The sequence below is a fragment of the Paenibacillus sp. NRS-1782 genome (genome assembly GCF_050467685.1).
GTDB classification, from domain to species: Bacteria; Bacillota; Bacilli; order Paenibacillales; family Paenibacillaceae; genus Paenibacillus; species Paenibacillus terrae_A.
Genome location: NZ_JBITPH010000012.1, coordinates 42,467 through 62,877, shown reverse-complemented (window position 1 = coordinate 62,877; position 20,411 = coordinate 42,467). Strand labels below are relative to the sequence as shown.

17 protein-coding genes and 1 pseudogene are annotated in these 20,411 nt (G+C 48.9%); 5 read left to right on the top strand and 13 right to left on the bottom strand.

Annotated elements, in window-relative coordinates:
- Nucleotides 1-9 precede the first annotated feature (9 nt).
- From ACIFQM_RS04320 to ACIFQM_RS04305, 4 genes and pseudogenes are all read right to left on the bottom strand, one after another.
- On the bottom strand, nt 10-768 hold the full coding sequence (locus tag ACIFQM_RS04320) for an ABC transporter ATP-binding protein (protein WP_430036950.1): 759 nt from the start codon (nt 766-768) through the stop codon (nt 10-12).
- A complete protein-coding gene (locus tag ACIFQM_RS04315; RefSeq protein ID WP_430036952.1) occupies nt 762-1,712 on the bottom strand; it encodes an iron chelate uptake ABC transporter family permease subunit in 951 nt (316 codons plus the stop codon). The genes ACIFQM_RS04320 and ACIFQM_RS04315 overlap by 7 nt, the downstream gene beginning before the upstream one ends.
- A complete protein-coding gene (locus tag ACIFQM_RS04310; RefSeq protein ID WP_430036955.1) occupies nt 1,702-2,655 on the bottom strand; it encodes an ABC transporter permease in 954 nt (317 codons plus the stop codon). Before ACIFQM_RS04310 ends, ACIFQM_RS04315 begins: the two co-directional genes overlap by 11 nt.
- A gap of 221 nt (nt 2,656-2,876) precedes the next feature.
- Nucleotides 2,877-3,359: pseudogene (locus tag ACIFQM_RS04305) on the bottom strand (GNAT family N-acetyltransferase).
- Nucleotides 3,360-3,608: 249 nt separating this feature from the next.
- Here ACIFQM_RS04305 and ACIFQM_RS04300 point away from each other — a divergent pair.
- Entirely contained in the window at nt 3,609-4,580 is a 972-nt protein-coding gene (locus ACIFQM_RS04300) for a ring-cleaving dioxygenase (RefSeq protein ID WP_430036958.1), read from the top strand.
- 162 nt (nt 4,581-4,742) lie between these two features.
- Here the strand turns inward: ACIFQM_RS04300 and ACIFQM_RS04295 are convergent, their stop codons facing one another.
- The 4 genes from ACIFQM_RS04295 to ACIFQM_RS04280 form a co-directional block, all read right to left on the bottom strand.
- Complete coding sequence (locus tag ACIFQM_RS04295; protein ID WP_430036960.1) at nt 4,743-6,440, bottom strand: M3 family oligoendopeptidase; 1,698 nt, start codon at nt 6,438-6,440, stop codon at nt 4,743-4,745.
- A 223-nt stretch (nt 6,441-6,663) separates the two neighbouring features.
- Nucleotides 6,664-7,473, bottom strand: coding sequence for a bifunctional hydroxymethylpyrimidine kinase/phosphomethylpyrimidine kinase (thiD, locus tag ACIFQM_RS04290; protein WP_430036962.1), 810 nt, complete (start codon nt 7,471-7,473; stop codon nt 6,664-6,666).
- 189 nt (nt 7,474-7,662) lie between these two features.
- Nucleotides 7,663-9,069 (bottom strand): DNA-binding protein, encoded by a 1,407-nt coding sequence (locus ACIFQM_RS04285; RefSeq protein ID WP_430036965.1) that lies wholly within the window; start codon nt 9,067-9,069, stop codon nt 7,663-7,665.
- A gap of 286 nt (nt 9,070-9,355) precedes the next feature.
- The gene (locus ACIFQM_RS04280; protein WP_430043923.1) at nt 9,356-11,263 is read right to left on the bottom strand and encodes a bifunctional 2',3'-cyclic-nucleotide 2'-phosphodiesterase/3'-nucleotidase; all 1,908 of its coding nucleotides are present in this window, start codon (nt 11,261-11,263) and stop codon (nt 9,356-9,358) included.
- Nucleotides 11,264-11,502: 239 nt separating this feature from the next.
- Between ACIFQM_RS04280 and ACIFQM_RS04275 the strand changes: the two genes are divergently transcribed.
- The 4 genes from ACIFQM_RS04275 to phnE (ACIFQM_RS04260) all read left to right on the top strand — a co-directional run bounded on the left by ACIFQM_RS04275 (nt 11,503) and on the right by phnE (ACIFQM_RS04260) (nt 15,021).
- Entirely contained in the window at nt 11,503-12,471 is a 969-nt protein-coding gene (locus ACIFQM_RS04275) for a phosphate/phosphite/phosphonate ABC transporter substrate-binding protein (protein WP_430043921.1), read from the top strand.
- A gap of 134 nt (nt 12,472-12,605) precedes the next feature.
- Nucleotides 12,606-13,376 (top strand): phosphonate ABC transporter ATP-binding protein, encoded by a 771-nt coding sequence (gene phnC / locus ACIFQM_RS04270; protein ID WP_430043919.1) that lies wholly within the window; start codon nt 12,606-12,608, stop codon nt 13,374-13,376.
- Complete coding sequence (phnE, locus tag ACIFQM_RS04265; protein ID WP_430043916.1) at nt 13,373-14,227, top strand: phosphonate ABC transporter, permease protein PhnE; 855 nt, start codon at nt 13,373-13,375, stop codon at nt 14,225-14,227. Before phnC ends, phnE (ACIFQM_RS04265) begins: the two co-directional genes overlap by 4 nt.
- Entirely contained in the window at nt 14,224-15,021 is a 798-nt protein-coding gene (gene phnE, locus ACIFQM_RS04260) for a phosphonate ABC transporter, permease protein PhnE (protein ID WP_430043913.1), read from the top strand. The genes phnE (ACIFQM_RS04265) and phnE (ACIFQM_RS04260) overlap by 4 nt, the downstream gene beginning before the upstream one ends.
- An 87-nt stretch (nt 15,022-15,108) precedes the next feature.
- Here the strand turns inward: phnE (ACIFQM_RS04260) and ACIFQM_RS04255 are convergent, their stop codons facing one another.
- The 5 genes from ACIFQM_RS04255 to ACIFQM_RS04235 form a co-directional block, all read right to left on the bottom strand.
- Nucleotides 15,109-16,239, bottom strand: coding sequence for an aminotransferase class V-fold PLP-dependent enzyme (locus ACIFQM_RS04255; protein ID WP_430043912.1), 1,131 nt, complete (start codon nt 16,237-16,239; stop codon nt 15,109-15,111).
- A 165-nt stretch (nt 16,240-16,404) separates the two neighbouring features.
- Nucleotides 16,405-17,280 (bottom strand): sulfate ABC transporter permease subunit CysW, encoded by an 876-nt coding sequence (gene cysW / locus ACIFQM_RS04250; protein ID WP_430043910.1) that lies wholly within the window; start codon nt 17,278-17,280, stop codon nt 16,405-16,407.
- A gap of 75 nt (nt 17,281-17,355) precedes the next feature.
- Entirely contained in the window at nt 17,356-18,189 is an 834-nt protein-coding gene (gene cysT, locus ACIFQM_RS04245) for a sulfate ABC transporter permease subunit CysT (protein ID WP_430043909.1), read from the bottom strand.
- A gap of 27 nt (nt 18,190-18,216) precedes the next feature.
- The gene (locus ACIFQM_RS04240; protein WP_430043908.1) at nt 18,217-19,278 is read right to left on the bottom strand and encodes a sulfate ABC transporter substrate-binding protein; all 1,062 of its coding nucleotides are present in this window, start codon (nt 19,276-19,278) and stop codon (nt 18,217-18,219) included.
- A gap of 376 nt (nt 19,279-19,654) precedes the next feature.
- The gene (locus ACIFQM_RS04235; RefSeq protein WP_430043907.1) at nt 19,655-20,338 is read right to left on the bottom strand and encodes a hypothetical protein; all 684 of its coding nucleotides are present in this window, start codon (nt 20,336-20,338) and stop codon (nt 19,655-19,657) included.
- Nucleotides 20,339-20,411 lie beyond the last annotated feature (73 nt).

Here is a 20,411-nt window from a genome sequence, read left to right as displayed (position 1 = left end):
ACATTCCCCCTATGTGAAATAAACGCAAATTTTATGATCACCGATCTGTTGAATCGGAATATCCATATCGTACAAATCCTTTAATACCTGACTATCAATCATTTCGTCAGCGGTTCCCTGCTTCAGTAGCCTGCCGTCCTTCATCCCCACAATATAGTCCGAATAGCAGGAGGCAAAGTTAATGTCGTGAAGCACGACCAGAATCGTTTTGCCGAGATCATCCACCAAACCGCGCAGCGTCTTCATAATCTGAACCGAATGCTTCATATCCAGATTGTTCAGCGGCTCATCCAGCAGTATGTATTCCGTATCCTGAGCCAGAATCATCGCAATAAAGGCCCGCTGTCGCTGTCCACCGCTAAGCAAATCAATATGCTTGTCCTTCATATCCTCCAGCCCCATGTAGGTCATGGACTGTTCGACCATTTTGCGGTCCTCGCTGTTTAATCTGCCTTTGGAATAGGGAAAACGGCCGAAGCTGACCAACTCCTTGACGGTTAAGCGAATGTTGACATCATTGGTCTGTTTTAAAATGGATATCTTCCGGGCCAGCTCCTCACTTTTCGTCAGACTCACGGATTGCCCATCAATCAGAATTTCTCCCTCATCGCTGTCTGTCAGACGACTGATCATCGACAACAATGTGCTTTTTCCCGCGCCGTTGGGTCCAATAAAGGAGGTAATGGTGCCTTTCGGTACGGTGACGGATACCTGATCCACCACATTTTTATTCCCGTAGCGTTTGGATACGTTTTTGACTTCTACCATGATTTATTCTCCCGCAGCAAAAGGTACAGGAAGTACACCCCCCCGATAAAGTTAATAATGACGCTGACCGTTGTCGATAAGTCGAATACTCTTTCTGCCAGCAGTTGGCAGCCTGCCAATGCAATGACACTGACACAGATGGAGGCCGGAATAATATATCTGTGCCGATAGGTCTTCATCACCTGATAGGCCACATTCGCCACAATCAACCCGAGAAAAGTAATCGGTCCGACGAGCGCCGTGGAAATGGAGATGAGAATCGCCACAATCACTAGCAATCTTTTAATAATAAAACCGTATGGTAGCCCCAAGTTAATCGCATGCTCCCGTCCCAGCGACAGCACATCCAGATACTTGATGAACCTCCACGCATAAGCAAATACGAGCACTAGAATCACGACGGACAGCCATAGCAGCTCGGTGTTCACATTACTGAAGCTGGCAAAGCTTTTGTCCTGAATTTTGGCAAATTCGTTCGGATCAATCAGCACTTCCATAAAGGTAGATAAGCTGTTGAACAGCGTGCCGAACACCAGACCGATCAGCAGAAGTACATAAATCCCGCGTCCGTCCTTGCGAAAAATTAATTTGTACAGTAAACCCGCGAACAGCACCATCAGTCCCACAGATAATAAGAAGTTCAGCTCTCTGCTGGTCGAAATGAACGGTACGGAGCCAAACGCAAAAACAATGGTCGTCTGAACCAGCATATACAGTGAATCCAGTCCGATAATACCCGGGGTCAAAATCCGGTTGTTCGTAATCGTCTGGAAAATAACCGTTGCAAAAGCAATCGAGCCACCTGTCAGGATGAAGGCTGCGATCTTTTTCAATCGTCGCGGCAGCGCGTAGTGCCAGGTATGCGGAAGATCCATAAACACGAAAGCAGCAATCAACACAAGCGCGGCAGCGGCTAGTATGCCAATTTTTAATTTAGGATTCATAGGCCCTTCTCCTCAACAGCAAATACAAGAACAACGCGCTCCCGATCACACCAACCGTTAGCCCTACAGATATTTCATACGGATAAATGATGACCCGTCCCAAAATATCGCAAAACAGCACAAAGACGGCGCCCAAGGTTGCGGTATGGGCCAAACTTTTTTTCAGATTATCGCCCATATACATGCTGACCAGATTGGGTACAACCAGCCCCAGAAAAGGGATCGTTCCCACGGTCAATATGACGACGGAGGAAACCAAAGCCACGATCACCAGACCGACATTGACGGTGCGCTTGTAATGTACGCCCAAATTTGCCGCAAAATCCTCGCCCATGCCTGCAATTGTGAAACGATTCGCATATATGTACGCTAATGCAACCAAAGGAACACTAAGATACAGCATCTCATAGCGACCACTCATCACCAGTGAAAAATCACCCTGCATCCACGAGGAAATACTCTGGATCAGATTGTATTTATAGGCGAAAAAGGTCGTCACCGAATTCAAAATGCCCCCGAACATCAAACCGACCAGCGGGATAAATACCGGGTCCTTGAAACGGATTTTATCCAGTATTTTCATGAAAATCAGTGTCCCCGCCAGGGCAAACCCGAAAGCCGTCAGCATCTTCGTCCAAAATCCAGCCGCTCCAAACACCATAATAGCCATCAGCACACCTAATCGTGCTGCATCCATCGTCCCTGCGGTGGTGGGCGATACAAATCGGTTCCGGGTAAGCTGCTGCATAATAAGCCCACAGATACTCATACTCGCTCCTGCGATGATGATGCTGATCAAACGCGGTAGTCTGCTAATCAGGAGTACCTGCGCCTGATCATTGGTTAAGTAGAACAAATCAAGTGGAGTTACATCATGAACACCGATAAAAACCGAGGCGAAGGCCAGTACCAGAAAAGCCAGTATTAAATAACGCAATTTCATGTTCTAACCAAGGGAGCCTGTTCTCCAACAACCTGTACCAAGCTTCGGCCCTGTCCTCCCCTCCAATAATGATAATCATTATCAAAAATCAACTAGCATAAATTATATCAGTCATCTCGTATCTGTCAAATTTTTTGAAATGAACAAAACATGCAAAAAAAGCCGTCGGGAGCATCCCGACAGCTTGATCTACTTGATTTTAAAAATTTTGAATGAGGAGCTTACGACTTCCACTCTTCCCGCAAAAGCCCCATTCGGATCGAATCATAATACTGTCCATTATAATATCTGCACTTTCGAAGCCGGGCCTCCAAGGTCATCCCCAGTTTTTCCCCAACCTTCATCATCCGATGGTTTCCTGACCAGGTTGTAAAGCCCACTCTTACTAGAGGTAATGTATTAAACAAATGCGTGATCCACAGTCGAAGTACCCTAGTACCAAACCCACGGCTCCAATATTGCGAATCATAGATACCTATCCCTATTTCAAGCCATTGAGAAGGCTTATGCTCCCAATAATCATCTTGCCCGACTCGCTTTTCCTTATCTTGGAGATAATCTTCATAAGAAAGTGTCTTATGTTCATAATAAGGCGCATCCCATTGCTTCCATTCCGGTGCTTCTTCTTTATAACTTAACGTCCAAAGAGCCTGTAAGTCTTCTTATGTAATGGGCCTAATGGTTAAATCCTTATCCGCATACATCGAGTACACTCCTTTTATAATAAAATTCATTCTATCTACATTGGGCTATATCAGGCTTTATTGTATATGCTTTTGCATGATTTCGAATTTCTATTTTTGTCCGTCTTTGGAGTCCGTGTATAATTCAAGTTGACAAACAATCCAAAATAATATATCTTAATATCAAGATAATAAATAATAAAGAAAAGTTTACGACTGTTTATTTTGCTTTTACATGCTAATCATATAAAAACCAAGGAGAATAATGACATGAAACTGTTAGGATTGCATCACGTTTCGGCGATTACAGCGGCGGCGGCTAAGAATGTTGATTTTTATACTCAGGTAATGGGACTTCGGCTCATTAAGAAAACGGTGAATCAGGATGATGTTAGCGTCTATCACCTCTTTTATGGAGATGAGCGCGGAACGGCTGGTACCGAAGTCACTTTCTTTGAGATTCCGCATGCTGGGCAAACTCGTACGGGGAATAACAGTATTTCGGCGCTTTCCCTGCGGGTACCGAATGACAAGGCACTGGATTACTGGAAAGACCGTTTTGAGCAATTGGATGTAAAGCATGGTGAAATTACGGATCAAGCGGGACGTTTGGCGCTTTCGTTTGAGGATTTTGAAGGACAGCGCTTCTTCCTGGTTTCGGATGAGCATGACAACGGAGTGCGAGGCGGCACGCCTTGGGAGAAAAGCCCTGTCCCTGCTGAATACGGCATTGTAGGTCTTGGGCCGGTTCATCTGACCATTCCCAAAGCGGAGAATACCATTCTTATTCTGGAGCAGGTGATGGGCTTCCGCAAAAAGGGCTCCTATCCTTCTCCTGTTGCAGGACAATCGGATGTGGTCATCTATGAAACCGGCGAAGGCGGTACCGGGACTGAGGTTCATCTGGAAGAACGCAATGATCTTCCACAAGAGCGCCCGGGACGAGGCAGTGTGCATCATGTAGCCTTCCGTGTTGCAACTGAGGAAGAGCTTAGACAGTGGGTTGATCGTATGAACCAACTGCAAATTTCCAGCTCAGGGTTCGTGGATCGCTTTTACTTCCGCTCATTGTATTTCCGTGAGCCGAATGGCATTTTGTTTGAATTAGCAACCGATGGACCCGGCTTTGATACAGATGAAGAGCTGGAGTTTCTGGGTGAATCGCTGGCGTTACCGCCATTTTTGGAATCGCGCCGCGCCTCCATTGAAGCCAACCTCAAACCGCTGAATACCAAGCTTTAATGGAGTTCTATTTGCTCTAAAAGCACACAAAGCCGGGACTTCTACATCATGTAGGGATTCCCGGCTTTTTCCGTGCAACAGCTCTGTTTCCATCCCAAAGGACATCTCATTTGCAAGCCTTCCAGCTTTTACTGGTAAGTGAAATGCCCTTTTGGGTTAAGCTTAAAGCTTTTTATCATCCACGCTGTTCAGCCAAGCTTCAATTTCTCCGATCACAGAGGCAATACATCCATCCTGGAACGGCGAGATCAGACCAGCCAGCTCCACCAATCCGGTAAAAGAATGACTCCCCCCGGCACGGCACAGCTTCAAATAATCTTCCCACGCAGCTGTCCGGTCGATGCTCATACGTTTCCAGAATTGAAATGCGCACAATTGCGCGAGTGTGTAGTCGATATAGTAGAACGGGGATTGGAAAATATGTCCCTGCTTATGCCAGAACCCGCCCTGCTCCAGATACTCGTTGCCTGCATAGTCCAGATGCGGTTTATACTTGCGTTCAATGGAGCGCCATGCACTTTTACGTTCGGCTGGCGTCCAGTCTGGATGTTCATATACTGCATGCTGAAATTCATCCACAGCTACGCCGTAAGGGACAAATAACAACGATGAGGACAAATGTTCAAAGTGATATTTATCCGTATCGTCCTCGAAGAACTGCTTCATCCAAGGCCATGCGAAAAACTCCATACTCATGGAATGAATTTCAGCCGCCTCCATGGTTGGCCAGTGGTACTCGGGGATTTCAAAGTGTCGACTTTCATACACCTGGAAGGCATGACCCGCTTCATGCGTCAGCACGTCGATATCACCGGAGGTACCATTGAAATTGGAGAAAATAAACGGAGTGCCATATTCGCTCAAAAACGTGCAATAGCCTCCGCTTTGCTTGCCCTTTTTGCTAGTCAGGTCCATCAACCCACGTTCGATCATAAAGCTGAAAAATTCATGGGTTTCCGGTGATAGCTCCTCATACATACGCGCTCCATTACGAATGATCCACTCCGGGTCGCCTTTGGGTGTAGGATTGCCTGACAAAAAGTTAAAGCCTTCATCATAATAGCGAAGCTGCTCCACTCCGATCCGCTCGCGTTGGCGCTCCTTGAGCTTGGTTGCCAGCGGAACGATATGCTTCAGCACTTGTTCGCGAAAATTGGCAACCATAACGGCATTGTAATCCGTACGTCCCAAACGGGCATAGCCCAGCTCTACAAAGTTATCGTAACCCAGCTTGTGCGCTATGCGCGTGCGTACCTTAACCAGTTCATCGTAAATTCGATCCAGCTCATCCTCATGCTCGCTCATAAATTGATACTTGGCCTCGGAGGCCTGTTTGCGTGTCTCCCGGTTTGTCGCCATTTCAAAAGGCAGGAGCTGCGACAATGTACGTTCTTCTCCCTCGAACGGAATCTTCGCTGAAGCAATCAATTGGGAGTATTCGGAGGTCAGCTTATTCTCCTGCTGCAAATCCTCAATAATATCCGGGTGGAACGACTTGAGTGATACCTCGGCGATACTGAAAAGCTGGCTACCCCACTGGCTCTCCAGCTCGGCCCTGAACGGCGAGTCCACCAATGCCCGGTAGTAATCAGTTACATACTCCTGAATGACCGGCGTGAAATCATCAGCGTACTCTTGCTCTGCTTTGTAAAATGCATCCTCCGTATCAATGGAGTGCCGAACCTCTACTAATTGCAATTGCGTTTCCACGTTACTGCGCAGCTTATTAATGGCATGAATGACTTCATTTTGACGCTCTACGCTGTCCGCTTCACGAAATTGCTGCAACAGCGTTTTAAACCGCTGTTCAATTTCAGTTTGCTCTGGTCGGATATAAGCCATTTGGCTGAATAATGTCATTGCTTCGAGTCCTCCCTACATTTAATAAATCTGATGCCTATTATACAGTACGATTAGAGCAAACTGGAAGATATAATTCCAAAAAAATACAACACCAAAAGCCGCAATACCCTGTATTGCGGCTTAAGTCTCTAGCCTAACGGTACATATTTCGTAGATGCACTCCCTATAGCAGCCATTTGAGAAGTTTGCAAAATCCGGATTTTATAAATGCATTCCTGCTTTACTGATTTTGCAAACGATGTGCCGCATGCAGAGTCGGGCCGACAAATTCATTCAGCTTGAAGCTGCCTTCAATCGCCTGTGTAATGAATTTTTTGGCCTGATCCACCGCTTCACGTACGGTCAGCCCCTGAGCCAAGCCAGCCGTTACTGCTGCCGACGTGGTGCAGCCTGCACCGTGGGTGAAGCTTGTTTTCACAACATCCGCCTCGAACCAGTCGAAGGTGATTCCATCATACAACAGATCCATCGCTTTACCTGCGCGGATTTTACCACGATCCTTGATCAGCACGTGCTTCGCCCCGCGCTCATGGATAATCGCAGCCGCTTCCTGCATCTGTTCCAGCGTCGTAATCGGTCCGTTCTTCGCCAATTGCGAAGCCTCGAACAAATTCGGCGTTACCAGATCAGCGCCCGGGATCAGAAATTCCAGCATCGCTTCTGTATTTTCCGGCTGAAGCACTTCATCCGTGCCTTTGCAGACCATAACCGGATCAATAACGACCCGTTTAAGGTCATGCTTGCGCAGATGGCTGGCAACCAGTTCGATAATATCAACAGAACCGAGCATACCCGTTTTCATGGCGTCAAAGCCGATGCCTTCCAATACCGTGCGCAGCTGTGCTTCTACCACATCCAGCGCAACAGGATATACAAGATGGTCCCAGGTTTTGGGTTCCATCGCAACTACGGTTGTCAATACATTCATTCCATATACGCCAAGCTCCTGAAAGGTTTTCAAATCTGCCTGAATACCAGCGCCGCCGCTGGTATCGGAGCCGGCTATCGTTAATGTTTTGGGAATCGTCATTTTCACATGCTCTCCTTCACTTACTGTGCTGCATTTATCCTAATCCCGCATGCGAAACTTGTCAACGCGCAATGCATTCTTCCAATGCTAAAAGTCACAGAATACAGTAGCATTAAAAAACGAGAACGTTCCCTTGGATCGGGAGCATCCTCGCAAGAATAGGATAGATGAAGGTTTGAATTACACAGATTACATATATCCGCCGGTACTGTGATCATAGGCATGATTCTTTTCATTTTCACGCACCCCCAGGCAAAACTTCTGATATAGATGCTGCTGTTCCGGGGTAGAAAAATTCCGGTGCTGCTCAAACAAAGCCATGCAACCAATAATATGCTCAGTATAGCTATTGTCTACAGCCAGCTGCAAGCAATGCAGTGTTTGCCCCACTCCCTCTGCATAATCGCCCTTCCGAAAATGATATTCGGCATACACCTTGCAAAAGGAGGCGAAACGGAATGCATTAAAATGCTTGCGGTAGTGAGTGTCCCATTGATCCGGGGCAAGCTCCCAGAAGCTCTTGAGTTGCTGACTGAATAGCCCCAGCTCGGCATCCACAAAGTAACCGAACCTGTTCGCTGATTCCAGCAGCGTATTCAAGCCTTCCAGTGTCTCGTCCGGATGCTCGCGCAAATACGTAATATATTCATAAATTGCAGAGGTATTGCCCATTTTAATTTCAATACAAAGCCGATTGCCTCGAGCATACACACGATGCATGTCCACTACTTTCCGGCCTTCCTCGTCCAATCCTTCAAACCAGCTCAAATCTGCATACCCATCAATCCATTTCTTGGATTCCTCATACCTGCCCTGAAACTCATAGCAGCTGGCCTTGAGCAGATGACCCTGTGCATAATAGTAGACAAGCGGTTTGAGCAACTCCAGATGCTCATCTCCAAAGCGGTTCCGATTGCGGTATAGCGCCTGAGCCAATTCTCGCAGCTCGTCCGCATACATTTCCATCTCGGACCATTGCATTTTTAACGCAAACACTTGAGATAGCATATGTAAGCCTTCCAATGCGTAAGTTTCCGGCAACCGACCACGGTACAAATGGAATTGTACAGCAGCCTTCAAGCTCCGTTTGTTATCCTTGATCTGAATCTGGAATATACGGAAATAGCTGATCGCTAACCGCTCGGAGTGGGTATATTTCTCACTCTCGATGACGCAATTGTACAGAAGCAAGGCGGCTTCATATCTGTCGTCATCAAACATCGCTTCTGCGGTCTCAAAAATAGCCGGAATGTTCGATAAATCATCCATCAGATAGCCAAGTACGCTGCAAATACATTCCAGCTTGTTCAGCTCCGAACAACGGAGAAGAAACGGACGTAACCTCCTCCAATGCGGTAAGGAATGAATAAAACATTCATCCACATACATCTCGAACAAGGCCCCTTCCTCCAATCCCATAGCCCCGGTAATCAGATCAAGCTGATTAACTGAAATCGGCCGTGGGGGATTCCGGTTAAGTATACCACTAAGTGTACCCGGATTTACCTTGGAAGCGTCTGCGAAACATTGCATGGAAATACCTTCACGCTGAATATACTTTTCAATTTCTGCACGAATCGTGGTGTTTTTTTCCAAAGGGACACCCCCTCCATCAAATGATGGTGACTTTTTCATTACCTTTTAAACCAAAATTTGTTTAAACAAAGTATATGTCTAATTATAACGGAGGTCAATAACTTAAACGCGACTCAGGACATATAAAATTACGAATTTCGTACGATTTCAAATAATCCGTGTGCAAAAAGACCGCCCCCGAAAGGACAGTCCTTGCTCGACATTTGATGCCATAGGCTCATAAAGAATGGAAATGAGTCCTCTTTTCCCTCATTGGATATGTTGTCATGTATTTGTTCAAAAAAATTCAGGATTGCCCGAAATCCAGGGCAAATTTGGCGTATCCCTCTGCGGTTAATCCTTCATAAAGCAACTCTGAATGGGCTTTGGCGGCATCCGTTGCTTGCGGTGAGGTCAGGAATGTCACGTGCGGGCGGCCCGGCCATGGTGAGAGGGACCAGTGACCGTCTGCTTTGGGCGTCAACGTCTTCATATGCCGCATATATTCGGTCAGCACATGCCGATTTTCATCCGGTGAAGCGAGTACGATTCGTTCCCCACCCGGATTGACCAATGTAGAAGAAAACGCACGATAATTGTTCGTGACAACCAAATAGCTTCGCTGCATATCTATCGGCGCTCCATCCAAGGACATATGAATGATTCTGTGCGCATCCGGTTCCTTCAATATTCCAGCTGCATCATATCTGGCGGGCTGCGTCACATCAATCTGATAGCTGATCCCGTCAATGATATCGAAGTTAAAGCTCGGAAAATCCGAATCAATCAGCGCTTGCTCCTGTTCTGCATAAGGATCAATTTGTCGGAATTGTCCGGCAGACCATTCGAGCCATTCCTGAATTTCTCCCCCGGTCAGTCGGACGACATGCAGCGTGTTTGGAAAATTGTACAGATCGGCGATATGCTTGATCGCCAAAGTCCCCGCCGGAATATCGGTATAATACGAGGGACCATATCTGCCGCCTGTTTTAAAGGGAGCCGCTGCCGACAAAACGGGCAGACCTTCGTACTCACTCCCCTGCATCTGCTGCTTTACATACCAAATTTGCGCGTCGTTCACGAGTTGAACGGAAGCATCGTCCATCACCTGGGCAAAAAAGCTGTTTACTGCCACCATCGTCCGCCCAACAGGTGCGCGAATATAGTCCAGCGTTCCGGCATGCTCTTCCGCAACCACCTGCTGAATGGCAGTATCCGGCTGCACCAGTGCTTGCTTGCGTACGGGATCATACACCGGACGTACCTCCGCAGAAGAGGCAGCCACTTGCCACGCTCCGTCCATAAGGGTCAGGTCCAGATCTATGACACCCAGATGATCTCCCCAAAAGCCCGGCTCTACCGCCGGAATATCATGGATGGTGCCTCGCTCCGCGTCCACACCCGTTTGACCAACAAACGAGGGGCCGGGGAATACTTTATGCGCATGACCAAACAAAATAGCGTCGATCCCTTCTACATTGCTCAGATGCAGCACCGCATTTTCCATATATGGCGTTTCAGGAATATCTTCGAAGCCCGCGTGAGGCATGGCAATAATCAAATCGGCTCCCTCTGCCTTCATTTGCGGAATAAACTGTCTTGCGGTGTCTAGCATATCCTTGACGATGATTTTTCCTTCCAGCCACGCCTTGTCCCATTGCATAATTTGCGGAGGCACAAACCCGATAATCCCCACCTTCAACAAGTGCTTGTCGCCTGCCTCATCCTCCACTGTCTTGTCCAGTATCAGATAAGGTGTAAAGTAATTTCGTTCTTTTTCCACGACTGTATAAATGTTGGCATTGATATAAGGAAACTTGGCTCCTTGAAGGCAAGTCTGTAAATATTCCAATCCATAGTTAAATTCGTGATTTCCAATATTGCCCGCCTCGTACCCTAACAGGTTCATCGCTTTATAGGCAGGATGCACGGCGTTCGGGTTCTGTTGGAGAAGCTGTACAGCATAATCCCCCATCGGATTACCTTGAATAACATCCCCGTTATCCAGCAGCAGGTGGTTAGGTACCTCGGCCCGAGCTGCCTGGATTAGACTGGCTGTTTGCGCAAGACCGTACTGCAACGTTTCCCGATCCGTATAATAATCGTAATTCCACAAGCTGACATGCAGATCGGTCGTAACCATAATGCGAAATTTCACTCTCACAGGACATAGCGTCTGCTGTCGTACCTCTTTATTGATATCTGAAATATCCAATCCTGTTCTCTCCCTCAGCTTCGGTCTTAGAGCTTGAACAAGTCTAACAGGGCACTGTTAAGAGAATGTTAAATGAACAGAAATGAGAGAGCAAAAGATATATTTTACATACTTTTTACCAAAGTCAGGAATGGTTTTTACCCTAAGAGCCGGACTAGCTGTTAAGATTCTGTTTGTCACAGAATTTACAGACTTTTTCAATTTTATCTTCGTTATTACTATTTTAGGGGGAAATTATTTTGTTTAAAAAAGCACTGACCTTGTGCATGACCTTCACACTGGCGGCAGGTCTGGCCGCTTGCAGCTCCAATGCAAGCAATAACAACAGCGCATCCACTCCAGGCACAGATGGCACGAAAAGCGAAAGCACAGCCTATGTTCCTACAGAGTTAAAAGTACAGTTCGTTCCTTCACAAAATGCAGATACGCTCGAAGCCAAAGCCAAGCCGCTCGAAAAGCTGCTGGGCGACAAGCTAGGAATTCCGGTAAAAGTAACCGTGTCTCCTGACTACAACACGATTGTGGAAGCCATGTCCTCCAAACAGGTAGATGTAGGTTTCCTTCCACCGAATGCCTATGTTCTGGCACACGATAACCGTAAAGCGGCTGACTTGCTCCTGCAAGCCCAACGCTACGGTATTGAAGACGGTACAGGCAAGGATACAACTGAAAAAGTAAACTTTTATAAATCCATGATCGTGGTCAAAAAAGATTCTCCGATTCAAAGCCTGGCTGACCTGAAGGGTAAAAAAGTCGGCTGGCAAAATGTAACCTCCTCCGCAGGCTATGTGTATCCCGCAGCAGAGCTGAAGAAAGCTGGCGTGGACCCGGACACGGATGTGCAGGGCGTAACGATCAAAGGCCATGATGCCGCTATTCTGGCGCTACTGAACGGTCAGGTTGATGCTGTAGCTGTTTTCCAGGATGCACGCAACACGGTTAAGAAGGAAATTCCGGATGTATTTGAAAAAACACGTGTCATTCATTACACAGCTAAAATTCCGAATGATACGGTCAGCGTACGTTCCGATATGGATCAAGCGTGGAGAGACAAAATCAGCCAAGCCTTTATAGATATCGCCAAAGACCCTGCGGGCGGCGAAATCATTAAAGAAATTTATACGCATGTAGGCTATGAAAAGGGCGACGATAAAAACTTCGATTCTGTACGTGAATATGCCGAAGCCGTCGGCCAAGCAGTTAAGTAATAGGAGCAAACGCGTAATTGTAATGAAGCAACAGCTACGAAACAGGCATTACGAATGACAGGGCAGCACCGTCCATGTATTCATGGCGGTGTTGTTTTCATTCCACCCCATCGGGGGGAGAAAGTTGGGAGCATATGATCGAATTCCGCAATGTATCGAAAACATACCCGAACGGCACCAAAGGGTTGAACAATATTAATCTGACGATTAAAGAGGGCGAAATGGTCGTCATTGTTGGCTTGTCCGGTGCGGGCAAGTCTACTCTGCTGCGTTCCATTAATCGACTGCATGACATTACCTCCGGCGACATTGTCGTGGACGGCAGGTCTGTCACGTCTGCCGGAAGCAGCGAGCTGCGCCGCATTCGCCGTGATATCGGCATGATTTTTCAGAGCTTCAATCTGGTCAAGCGCTCAACCGTGCTCCGCAACGTACTTTCCGGCCGTGTCGGATATCATTCGACGCTCAGAACCATTCTTGGCCTCTTTCCGAAGGAGGATGTCGAGCTGGCCCTAACGGCACTGGAACGCGTGAACATCCGCGAAAAGGCCTACAGCCGGGCCGATGAGCTGTCCGGCGGTCAACAGCAGCGCGTATCCATCGCCCGCGCTCTGGCGCAGGAGGCCAAGATTATTCTGGCGGACGAGCCTGTCGCATCGCTTGATCCGCTGACCACCCGCCAGGTCATGGACGACCTCCAGCGGATCAATCGTGACATGCAGATTACGACCATCGTCAATCTGCATTTCATTGATCTGGCGCGCGAATACGCGACGCGGATCATTGGATTGCGTGCCGGAGAGGTCGTCTTTGACGGCACGCCGGAGGAAGCTACGGATGACGCTTTTGCGGAAATCTACGGCCGGGCCATCAAGCATGATGAGCTGCTGGGAGTGGGATCATGAAGCCCGACTCCACTGCCCAGCCGCTCTCTTCGCCGTCACCACAAGCCGGACCGCCGCAGCCGCAGCAATCCAAGCCGCCCGCGGGGCCGCCCCTGCCGGGGCGTTACAAGCGTTACGCCACCTGGATGATCTTTATCGTGGTGCTGGTGGCCTGCTCCATTCATACGGATGCTACGCCTTACCAGTTGATCGTCGGCTTGCCGGAGATGGGCAAATTACTTGGCGAAATGTTCCCGCCTGACTGGAGCTACCTGCCCACCATCTGGAAGCCGATGCTGGAAACCATCCAGATTGCCATTGTGGGCACGACGCTGGGTGCGCTGCTGGCTATTCCCGTCGCCCTGCTGTGCGCCTACAATGTCATGCCGCGCAAGCTGATCTCGCTGCCGATGCGCACGATCCTGAACCTCGTGCGGACCGTTCCCGATCTGCTGTTTGCCTCCATCTTTGTGGCGGTGTTCGGCATCGGGCCGTTCGCAGGGATGCTCGCCCTGCTCTTCTTCTCCTTCGGCATCATTGCGAAGCTGACGTTCGAGGCTATTGAAGCCATTGATCCCGGCCCGCTGGAAGCCATGACTGCCGTTGGCGCGAGCCGCATTCAGGTGATTGCCTTCGGTGTCGTACCGCAGGCATTGCCCTATTTTGTGTCCTACTTGCTGTACACCTTTGAGGTCAATGTACGTGCGGCTTCTGTTCTGGGGCTGGTCGGCGCGGGCGGTATCGGCCTGCTGCTCGACCGTTCGCTTGGCCTGTTCCGGTATGACCGGGCAAGTATCATTATTCTACTGACCCTCGTCATCGTTCTGGCGATTGATTACGGCAGTAACCTGCTACGGAGGAAATTATTATGAATGATCCTACGCTTCGCAGACCTGTTGGCTCCCGCCTGCGCCTATGGGCGATAGCTATTCTGCTAATCATTATTTATATTTGGGCTTTCCGTGGGATGCAGTTCGAAGGATTACAGGGGACCGCCAAAAACGTTTCTGTCGCTATATTGGACGGATTCCTTCATCCTGACTGGTCATTCGTTTACATTCCTGAAGGAGAGGACTTGCTACGTGGGCTGCTGGATACGCTGGTTATCTCCGTTCTCGGAACCTTTGTATCCGCATTTGTCTGTCTCCCGTTTGCCTTCTGGGCATCCAGCAACATGACTCGGTTACGCCCCTTGTCGGGCAGCGGTAAATTTGTACTCAGCGTCATTCGGGTATTTCCTGAAATGATCGTCGCGATCCTGTTCATCAAGGCCGTTGGACCCGGCTCATTCGCGGGTGTGCTTGCCCTCGGTATTCACTCCATCGGCATGCTGGCGAAGCTTTTTTCAGAAACGATCGAAAGCGTCGATCACGGGCCGCAGGAAGCCTTGATCGCCTGTGGTGCCAACCGTTTGCAGGTGATTTTCTTCGCCGTACTGCCGCAGGTGATTCCACAGTTCCTTTCCTATTCGCTCTACCGTTTTGAAATTAACATTCGTTCCGCAACCACGCTCGGTCTGGTCGGTGCAGGCGGTATCGGTACTCCTCTGCTGTTTGCGCTCCAAATGCGCAACTGGAACCGCGTAGGTGTCATTTTGCTGGGCATTGTGATCCTGATCATATTAACGGATTTAATTTCCGGCTGGCTGCGCAAGCGGATTGTATAATCGACAAGATTGAAAATGCCAAAAAAGCCTCTCCTGTGTAAAAGGGACAACATTACGCTCCCGTTACGCAGAAGAGGCTTTTTAGATTCAGCAAATGGTCGCCACCTCGTCCATCACCCGTCGGATTTCCTCTGCCGTATTGTAAAAATGCGGAGCCAAGCGAATCACATCCTTCCGTGCCGAAACGATAATATTTTGGCTTCTCAAACGGCTCTCAACCGCCGATGCATCGGCAACCTCAACAGCGATAAAACCAGGTAAAGCGCCCTCCCCGGAAGGCAAGCGTATGCTTAACCCTTTGCGGCGTCCATACTCCATAGAAAATTCCAACAATTCGCTCATATACGCCTGAATATCCGTGACTCCGATTTCCAGCAGCAGCTTTAAGGCTGCATTGGCGGCAAAGATACTAATGAATGAAGGCAATCCCGTCTCGAAGCGTCGGGCTCCTGCCGCCGGGACCGGGCGTGCAATATCAAACCGGGAAGCGGATTCCTGTCCAAGCCAGCCGGTAAGTTTGGGCTTGAAGCGATCTATCCAATCGTTGCTCACATAAAGAAAAGCAACTCCCGGAATCCCCAGCATATATTTGCGGGCACCCGCCACCAGAATATCCACGCCCATCGCTTTTACATCCATAGGTATGATTCCCGCAGACTGATAGGCATCCACGAACAGCACCGCCTGATTTCGGTGAGTCACATCCGCCATGGATTTTAGATCTTGCTGGAATCCGTTGGAATAGTTCACATGGGACACCATAATGAGCGCTGTATTTTCGGTAATTTGTTCTTCATACTGCTCTAAAGTAACCTCACCATGAATGGAGGGGATACAACGAATGTGATCACGAAACCTGTCCTGTGCTTGCCAGATGTGCCCAACCGTCGGAAAGTCAGTATCTGCGTACACAATGCCTTCTTTTCCCGATACAAAAGGAAGTGCAGTTGCCACCCCGGCAATCGCCTCAGAGGCTGAGGATATAACTGCAATCTCGCCTGGCTCTGCCCCGATCAGTTTGGCAAAATGTCCTCTGGCTTCCTCCAGCCGTGCCATAGACAAGTCGCCGTTATGCCCGTGTTGCAGCAAACTTCGATGGTATTCCTCAATTGCGGCAGATACCGGCCTTGATATGGCTCCTTGGGAGCAGCTCCCTAGATGAATATGAGAGGACAGCACCGGAAACAGCTGACGGTAGGACTGAAACGGATGTTTCATAATTCCCTTCGCTCCTCTTGGGCACAGCTACGTGCCTTGATATGATCATTTTATTATCCATATAAGTCATCTTAGAACAAGGGCCTCCCTTCCCATCTTATCGCCAAACATCGACGATAGACGCGAAGAGAAACCCTGTGAAATCAAGTACGTTCCTGCGTTTCATTAATGAACCCGTTTGCGCCCAAACCAGCTTTTAAGCACCAAGGTAGCGAGAGCCAGTAACAACAGCAGTGAAGCCACCGCAAAGGATGCCGAGAACTGATATTCGTTATACAAAATTTCCACATGCAGCGGCAATGTATTCGTCTCTCCACGGATATGTCCCGAGACGACGGACACCGCCCCGAATTCACCCATGGCTCTCGCATTACACAAAATAATCCCATACAGTAGGCCCCACTTGATGTTCGGCAGCGTCACCTTCCAGAAAATACGCCAGCCGCGTGCGCCCAGCATGACAGCGGCTTCTTCTTCCTGCTGTCCCTGATCCTCCATCATTGGAATAAGTTCTCGCGCCACAAAAGGAAAGGTGATGAACAGCGTCGCCAAAATAATGCCCGGCAAGGCAAAAATAATTTTGATATCATGCTCGTCCAGCCACGGCCCAAGCCAGCCCTGTGCGCCGAATACCAGCACATACATCAATCCACCGACGACAGGAGAGATGGCAAAGGGCAAATCAATCAGGGTGACCAGCAAGCCCTTACCACGAAATTGAAACTTTGTAATCAGCCAAGCGGCCGCTACGCCAAATACCGTATTCAGAGGTACCGTTATGGCTGCCACCAGCAGCGTCAGCCGCAGCGCCGACATGGCATCGGGGTCGCGTAACGCTTCAACGTATACGCCCCAGCCCTGCTTGAGCGCTTCGGTAAGTACGACGATCAGCGGCAGTACCAGCACCCACAGCAAAGCCAGAAAAGCGGCACCGATCAGCGTCCACTTCACCCAAGGGGCTTCGGTTGTAGCCCTGTTGGGCGGTGCAGATGAAGGCACAGGTGCATGGGTAAGCTCCTGTCCGGTTATCGCTTGTGACATGATGTTTCTTCCTCCTTAAATAGCGGATGTACCGCTATCGTATGAATCAAACACATACTGTCCTGCGTGATAACGTTAGATGGTACGGCGCCGCGACCAGCGCTGAATGCTGTTAATCACCAGTAGCAGCAGGAATGAAATGACCAACAGCATCAAGGCTACCGCCGTAGCTCCTGCATAGTCATTTTGCTCCAGCTTGGACATAATGAGCAGCGGAGCGATCTCGGTCTTCATCGGCATATTGCCGGAAATGAAGACGACTGAGCCGTACTCCCCGATGCCACGGGCAAAGGCAAGCGCAAAGCCCGTCAGCAGCGGCGGCACGAGCTCCGGCACAATAACGCTGCGGAAGGTGCGCCATCTGCTGGCTCCCAGCGTAGCAGCGACCTCCTCCTCGTCCTTGTCCAGTTCCTCCAGCACCGGCTGGACCGTCCGCACGACGAACGGGATGCCGATAAACATCAGCGCGAGCGTAATGCCCGTCTGCGAATATGCCATCTTCCAGCCAAGCGGTTCGAACAACGAACCGATCCAGCCATTTTGCGCATAGAGAGCTGTCAAGGCAACACCCGCAACCGCCGTGGGCAAAGCAAAGGGCAGATCAATCACCGCATCAAAAATCCGTTTTCCCGGAAACTCATAACGCACCAGCACCCAGGCGATCAGCAAGCCGAGGAATAGATCGATCAGCGCCGCAGCCGCAGCGCACAAAAAGCTTACCTTGTAAGAAGCCAGTACCCTGACGTCAGTCGCCACATCCCAAAACTTCTCCCACGTCAGTCCGGTTGAGTTCAGAAGCAGCGCCGATAAAGGCACCAGCACCACCAGACTGAGGTACAGCACACTATATCCCATCGTTAACCCGAACCCGGGAAGTACGCGTTTTCGGGTGACTTGCACTTGACTCATGTTCTGTCCATCCCTCTCTGAAATCCATTAACTTCCAGGTACATAAATTTGGTCAAAGATGCCCTTGTCGCTAAAATGCTTTTGCTGCGTCTCCTTCCACGTTCCGAATACATCCTTCAAGGTCACCAGCTCCAGCTTGGGAAATTGATCCTTGAACTTCGCCTTTACACTATCCAGCGTTGGACGATAATAGTTCTCGGCAGCAATGGTTTGCCCCTCTTCGCTGTACAAATATTTCAAGTACGCATCTGCTACCTCGCGTGTACCTTTTTTATCCACAACCTTATCGACCACTGCTACCGGAGGCTCGGCCAAAATGCTGATCGACGGATACACGATATCGAATTTATCCGTACCCAGCTCCTTCACGGAAAGCAGCGCTTCATTCTCCCAAGCGATCAGCACGTCACCAATCTCGCGCTCCACAAAGGTCGTTGTCGCTCCACGCGCTCCGCTGTCCAGTACCGGCACATGCTTGTATAGCTCCTGTACAAACTGCTGGGCTTTAGCTTCATCGTTATTATTTTTCTTGAGCGCATAGGCCCATGCCGCAAGGTAGTTCCAGCGGGCCCCACCTGACGTCTTGGGGTTCGGCGTAATGACCTGCACATCACCCCGGATCAGATCGTCCCAGTCCTTAATTCCTTTCGGATTGCCCTTACGCACCAGCAACACGATGGTTGAAGTGTATGGAGAACTGTTATGCTCATATTTATTTTGCCATCCTTCTTTAATCAGCCCTTTTTCCTGTAACGCATCAATATCGTAGCCCAGAGCCAGGGTAACTACGTCCGCATCCAGCCCATCCTGCACAGAACGGCTTTGCTTGCCAGACCCTCCATGAGATTGCTTAATCGTAACCTTCTGCCCTTTCTCCTTCTCCCAGTGGGCGGCAAACGCCTTGTTATACGCCTCATACAGCTCACGGGTCGGGTCATAAGAAACATTGAGCAGCTCCACATCCTTGGAACCCGCAGCAGAGCTGCCATTCGCCTGTGTTTCTCCTTTGCTTGCTCCGCAAGCACTTAACGTCAACGTCAAAACCACTGATAGCCCAAGAATAAGTCCACTTTTCCATTTCCCTTTCATCAAAACCCTCCTAATTCTATGTAATTAATAAAAACAAATTCATTTACGCCTGTTATTGACAGACGTATTCAAAAAAAAGAGCGGAGAATTCCCTGATGCAGCCCTGATAGGTCAAACCTGTCGCTTGGACAAGTGTCTGCCTGCTGTTCCTAGAGGTTCTCCGCCATAATGGCGAAATCATACTTTAATTCTTTAATTCCTACCTGTTTAATGAGTTATGTAGATATAATACGAGAGTTTATGAGCGTTGTCAAACCTTTTTTTGGCATGGATGATCTGTGCTTCGCTAGCTTGAGGGGATAAGAGGGGATAAAAAGTCAGGAACATTCGAATGTTCCCGACTGCTTACAAACTATTTTCATACACGAGGAACTGCTTAATTGGCGACCGTTTCAAGATTGACCGAAAAAACTCCAAAAAGCTTCGGATTGTCTGTAGCTCTTCTCAACCACAACTCGCCCGAGCCAACCATGACCCCCTGATAATTGACAAACAAGTCGTCTGTCTTTTGATTCACCAATGCTTGACGAATGGCGTCCGTAAAAATCTGATCGTACTTGGCAATGAACTCTTTCTTATTCGGAATGGTTAGTGCCTTTTCGCTGTCGTTGACGCGCAGAGGGTAGAAAATGTAATTGGCCACCTTTTCCTTGTCATTGTCGGCAACAGCCTTCTGCAACGCTTTGAACGTGTTCAAAAATGCCTTAGGGTCCTGAATACCTGCTGCCTCAAAAGGATTGTGGGATGGATTGGCGGATTTTGGGGAGGAAGAAACATCCGATGAAGTAGCCGGGGCCGATGGACTTGGCTTTTCCGCGTCATTTCCGTTGTTTTCCGCACTATCGCTCTCTTTCGCGACTTTTTCATTTGGGGCTGAGCCACTACGATCCGCATTAGCTCTATGCTCTATCGCACTTGTATTGCTTCCGGTCTCGACAGTTTCAGCATTCTTATCCTGGCCGCAGCCAGCGAGAGCTACAAATGTAAGTGCAAGTAAAATGGCTGTGAGTGACAGCCTCCGTGACATTTTCTGATTACCGTATTCTTGGTTTTTGGGCACAACGGGTCATCCTTTCTGCTTCTGCTTTCTGCTCTGACCTATTCTGTTCATTAAGTCTTCAACCGTTCTATTG

Bases quoted from the DNA above. Each gene is read 5' to 3' on its own strand.
- phnC (WP_430043919.1), top strand. From the start codon at position 12,606: ATGATCGAATTCCGCAATGTATCGAAAACATACCCGAACGGCACCAAA.
- ACIFQM_RS04240 (WP_430043908.1), bottom strand. From the start codon at position 19,278: ATGAAAGGGAAATGGAAAAGTGGACTTATTCTTGGGCTATCAGTGGTT.
- cysT (WP_430043909.1), bottom strand. From the start codon at position 18,189: ATGAGTCAAGTGCAAGTCACCCGAAAACGCGTACTTCCCGGGTTCGGG.
- cysW (WP_430043910.1), bottom strand. From the start codon at position 17,280: ATGTCACAAGCGATAACCGGACAGGAGCTTACCCATGCACCTGTGCCT.
- ACIFQM_RS04315 (WP_430036952.1), bottom strand. From the start codon at position 1,712: ATGAATCCTAAATTAAAAATTGGCATACTAGCCGCTGCCGCGCTTGTG.
- phnE (WP_430043916.1), top strand. From the start codon at position 13,373: ATGAAGCCCGACTCCACTGCCCAGCCGCTCTCTTCGCCGTCACCACAA.
- thiD (WP_430036962.1), bottom strand. From the start codon at position 7,473: ATGACGATTCCCAAAACATTAACGATAGCCGGCTCCGATACCAGCGGC.
- ACIFQM_RS04255 (WP_430043912.1), bottom strand. From the start codon at position 16,239: ATGAAACATCCGTTTCAGTCCTACCGTCAGCTGTTTCCGGTGCTGTCC.
- phnE (WP_430043913.1), top strand. From the start codon at position 14,224: ATGAATGATCCTACGCTTCGCAGACCTGTTGGCTCCCGCCTGCGCCTA.
- ACIFQM_RS04310 (WP_430036955.1), bottom strand. From the start codon at position 2,655: ATGAAATTGCGTTATTTAATACTGGCTTTTCTGGTACTGGCCTTCGCC.
- ACIFQM_RS04300 (WP_430036958.1), top strand. From the start codon at position 3,609: ATGAAACTGTTAGGATTGCATCACGTTTCGGCGATTACAGCGGCGGCG.
- ACIFQM_RS04295 (WP_430036960.1), bottom strand. From the start codon at position 6,440: ATGACATTATTCAGCCAAATGGCTTATATCCGACCAGAGCAAACTGAA.
- ACIFQM_RS04320 (WP_430036950.1), bottom strand. From the start codon at position 768: ATGGTAGAAGTCAAAAACGTATCCAAACGCTACGGGAATAAAAATGTG.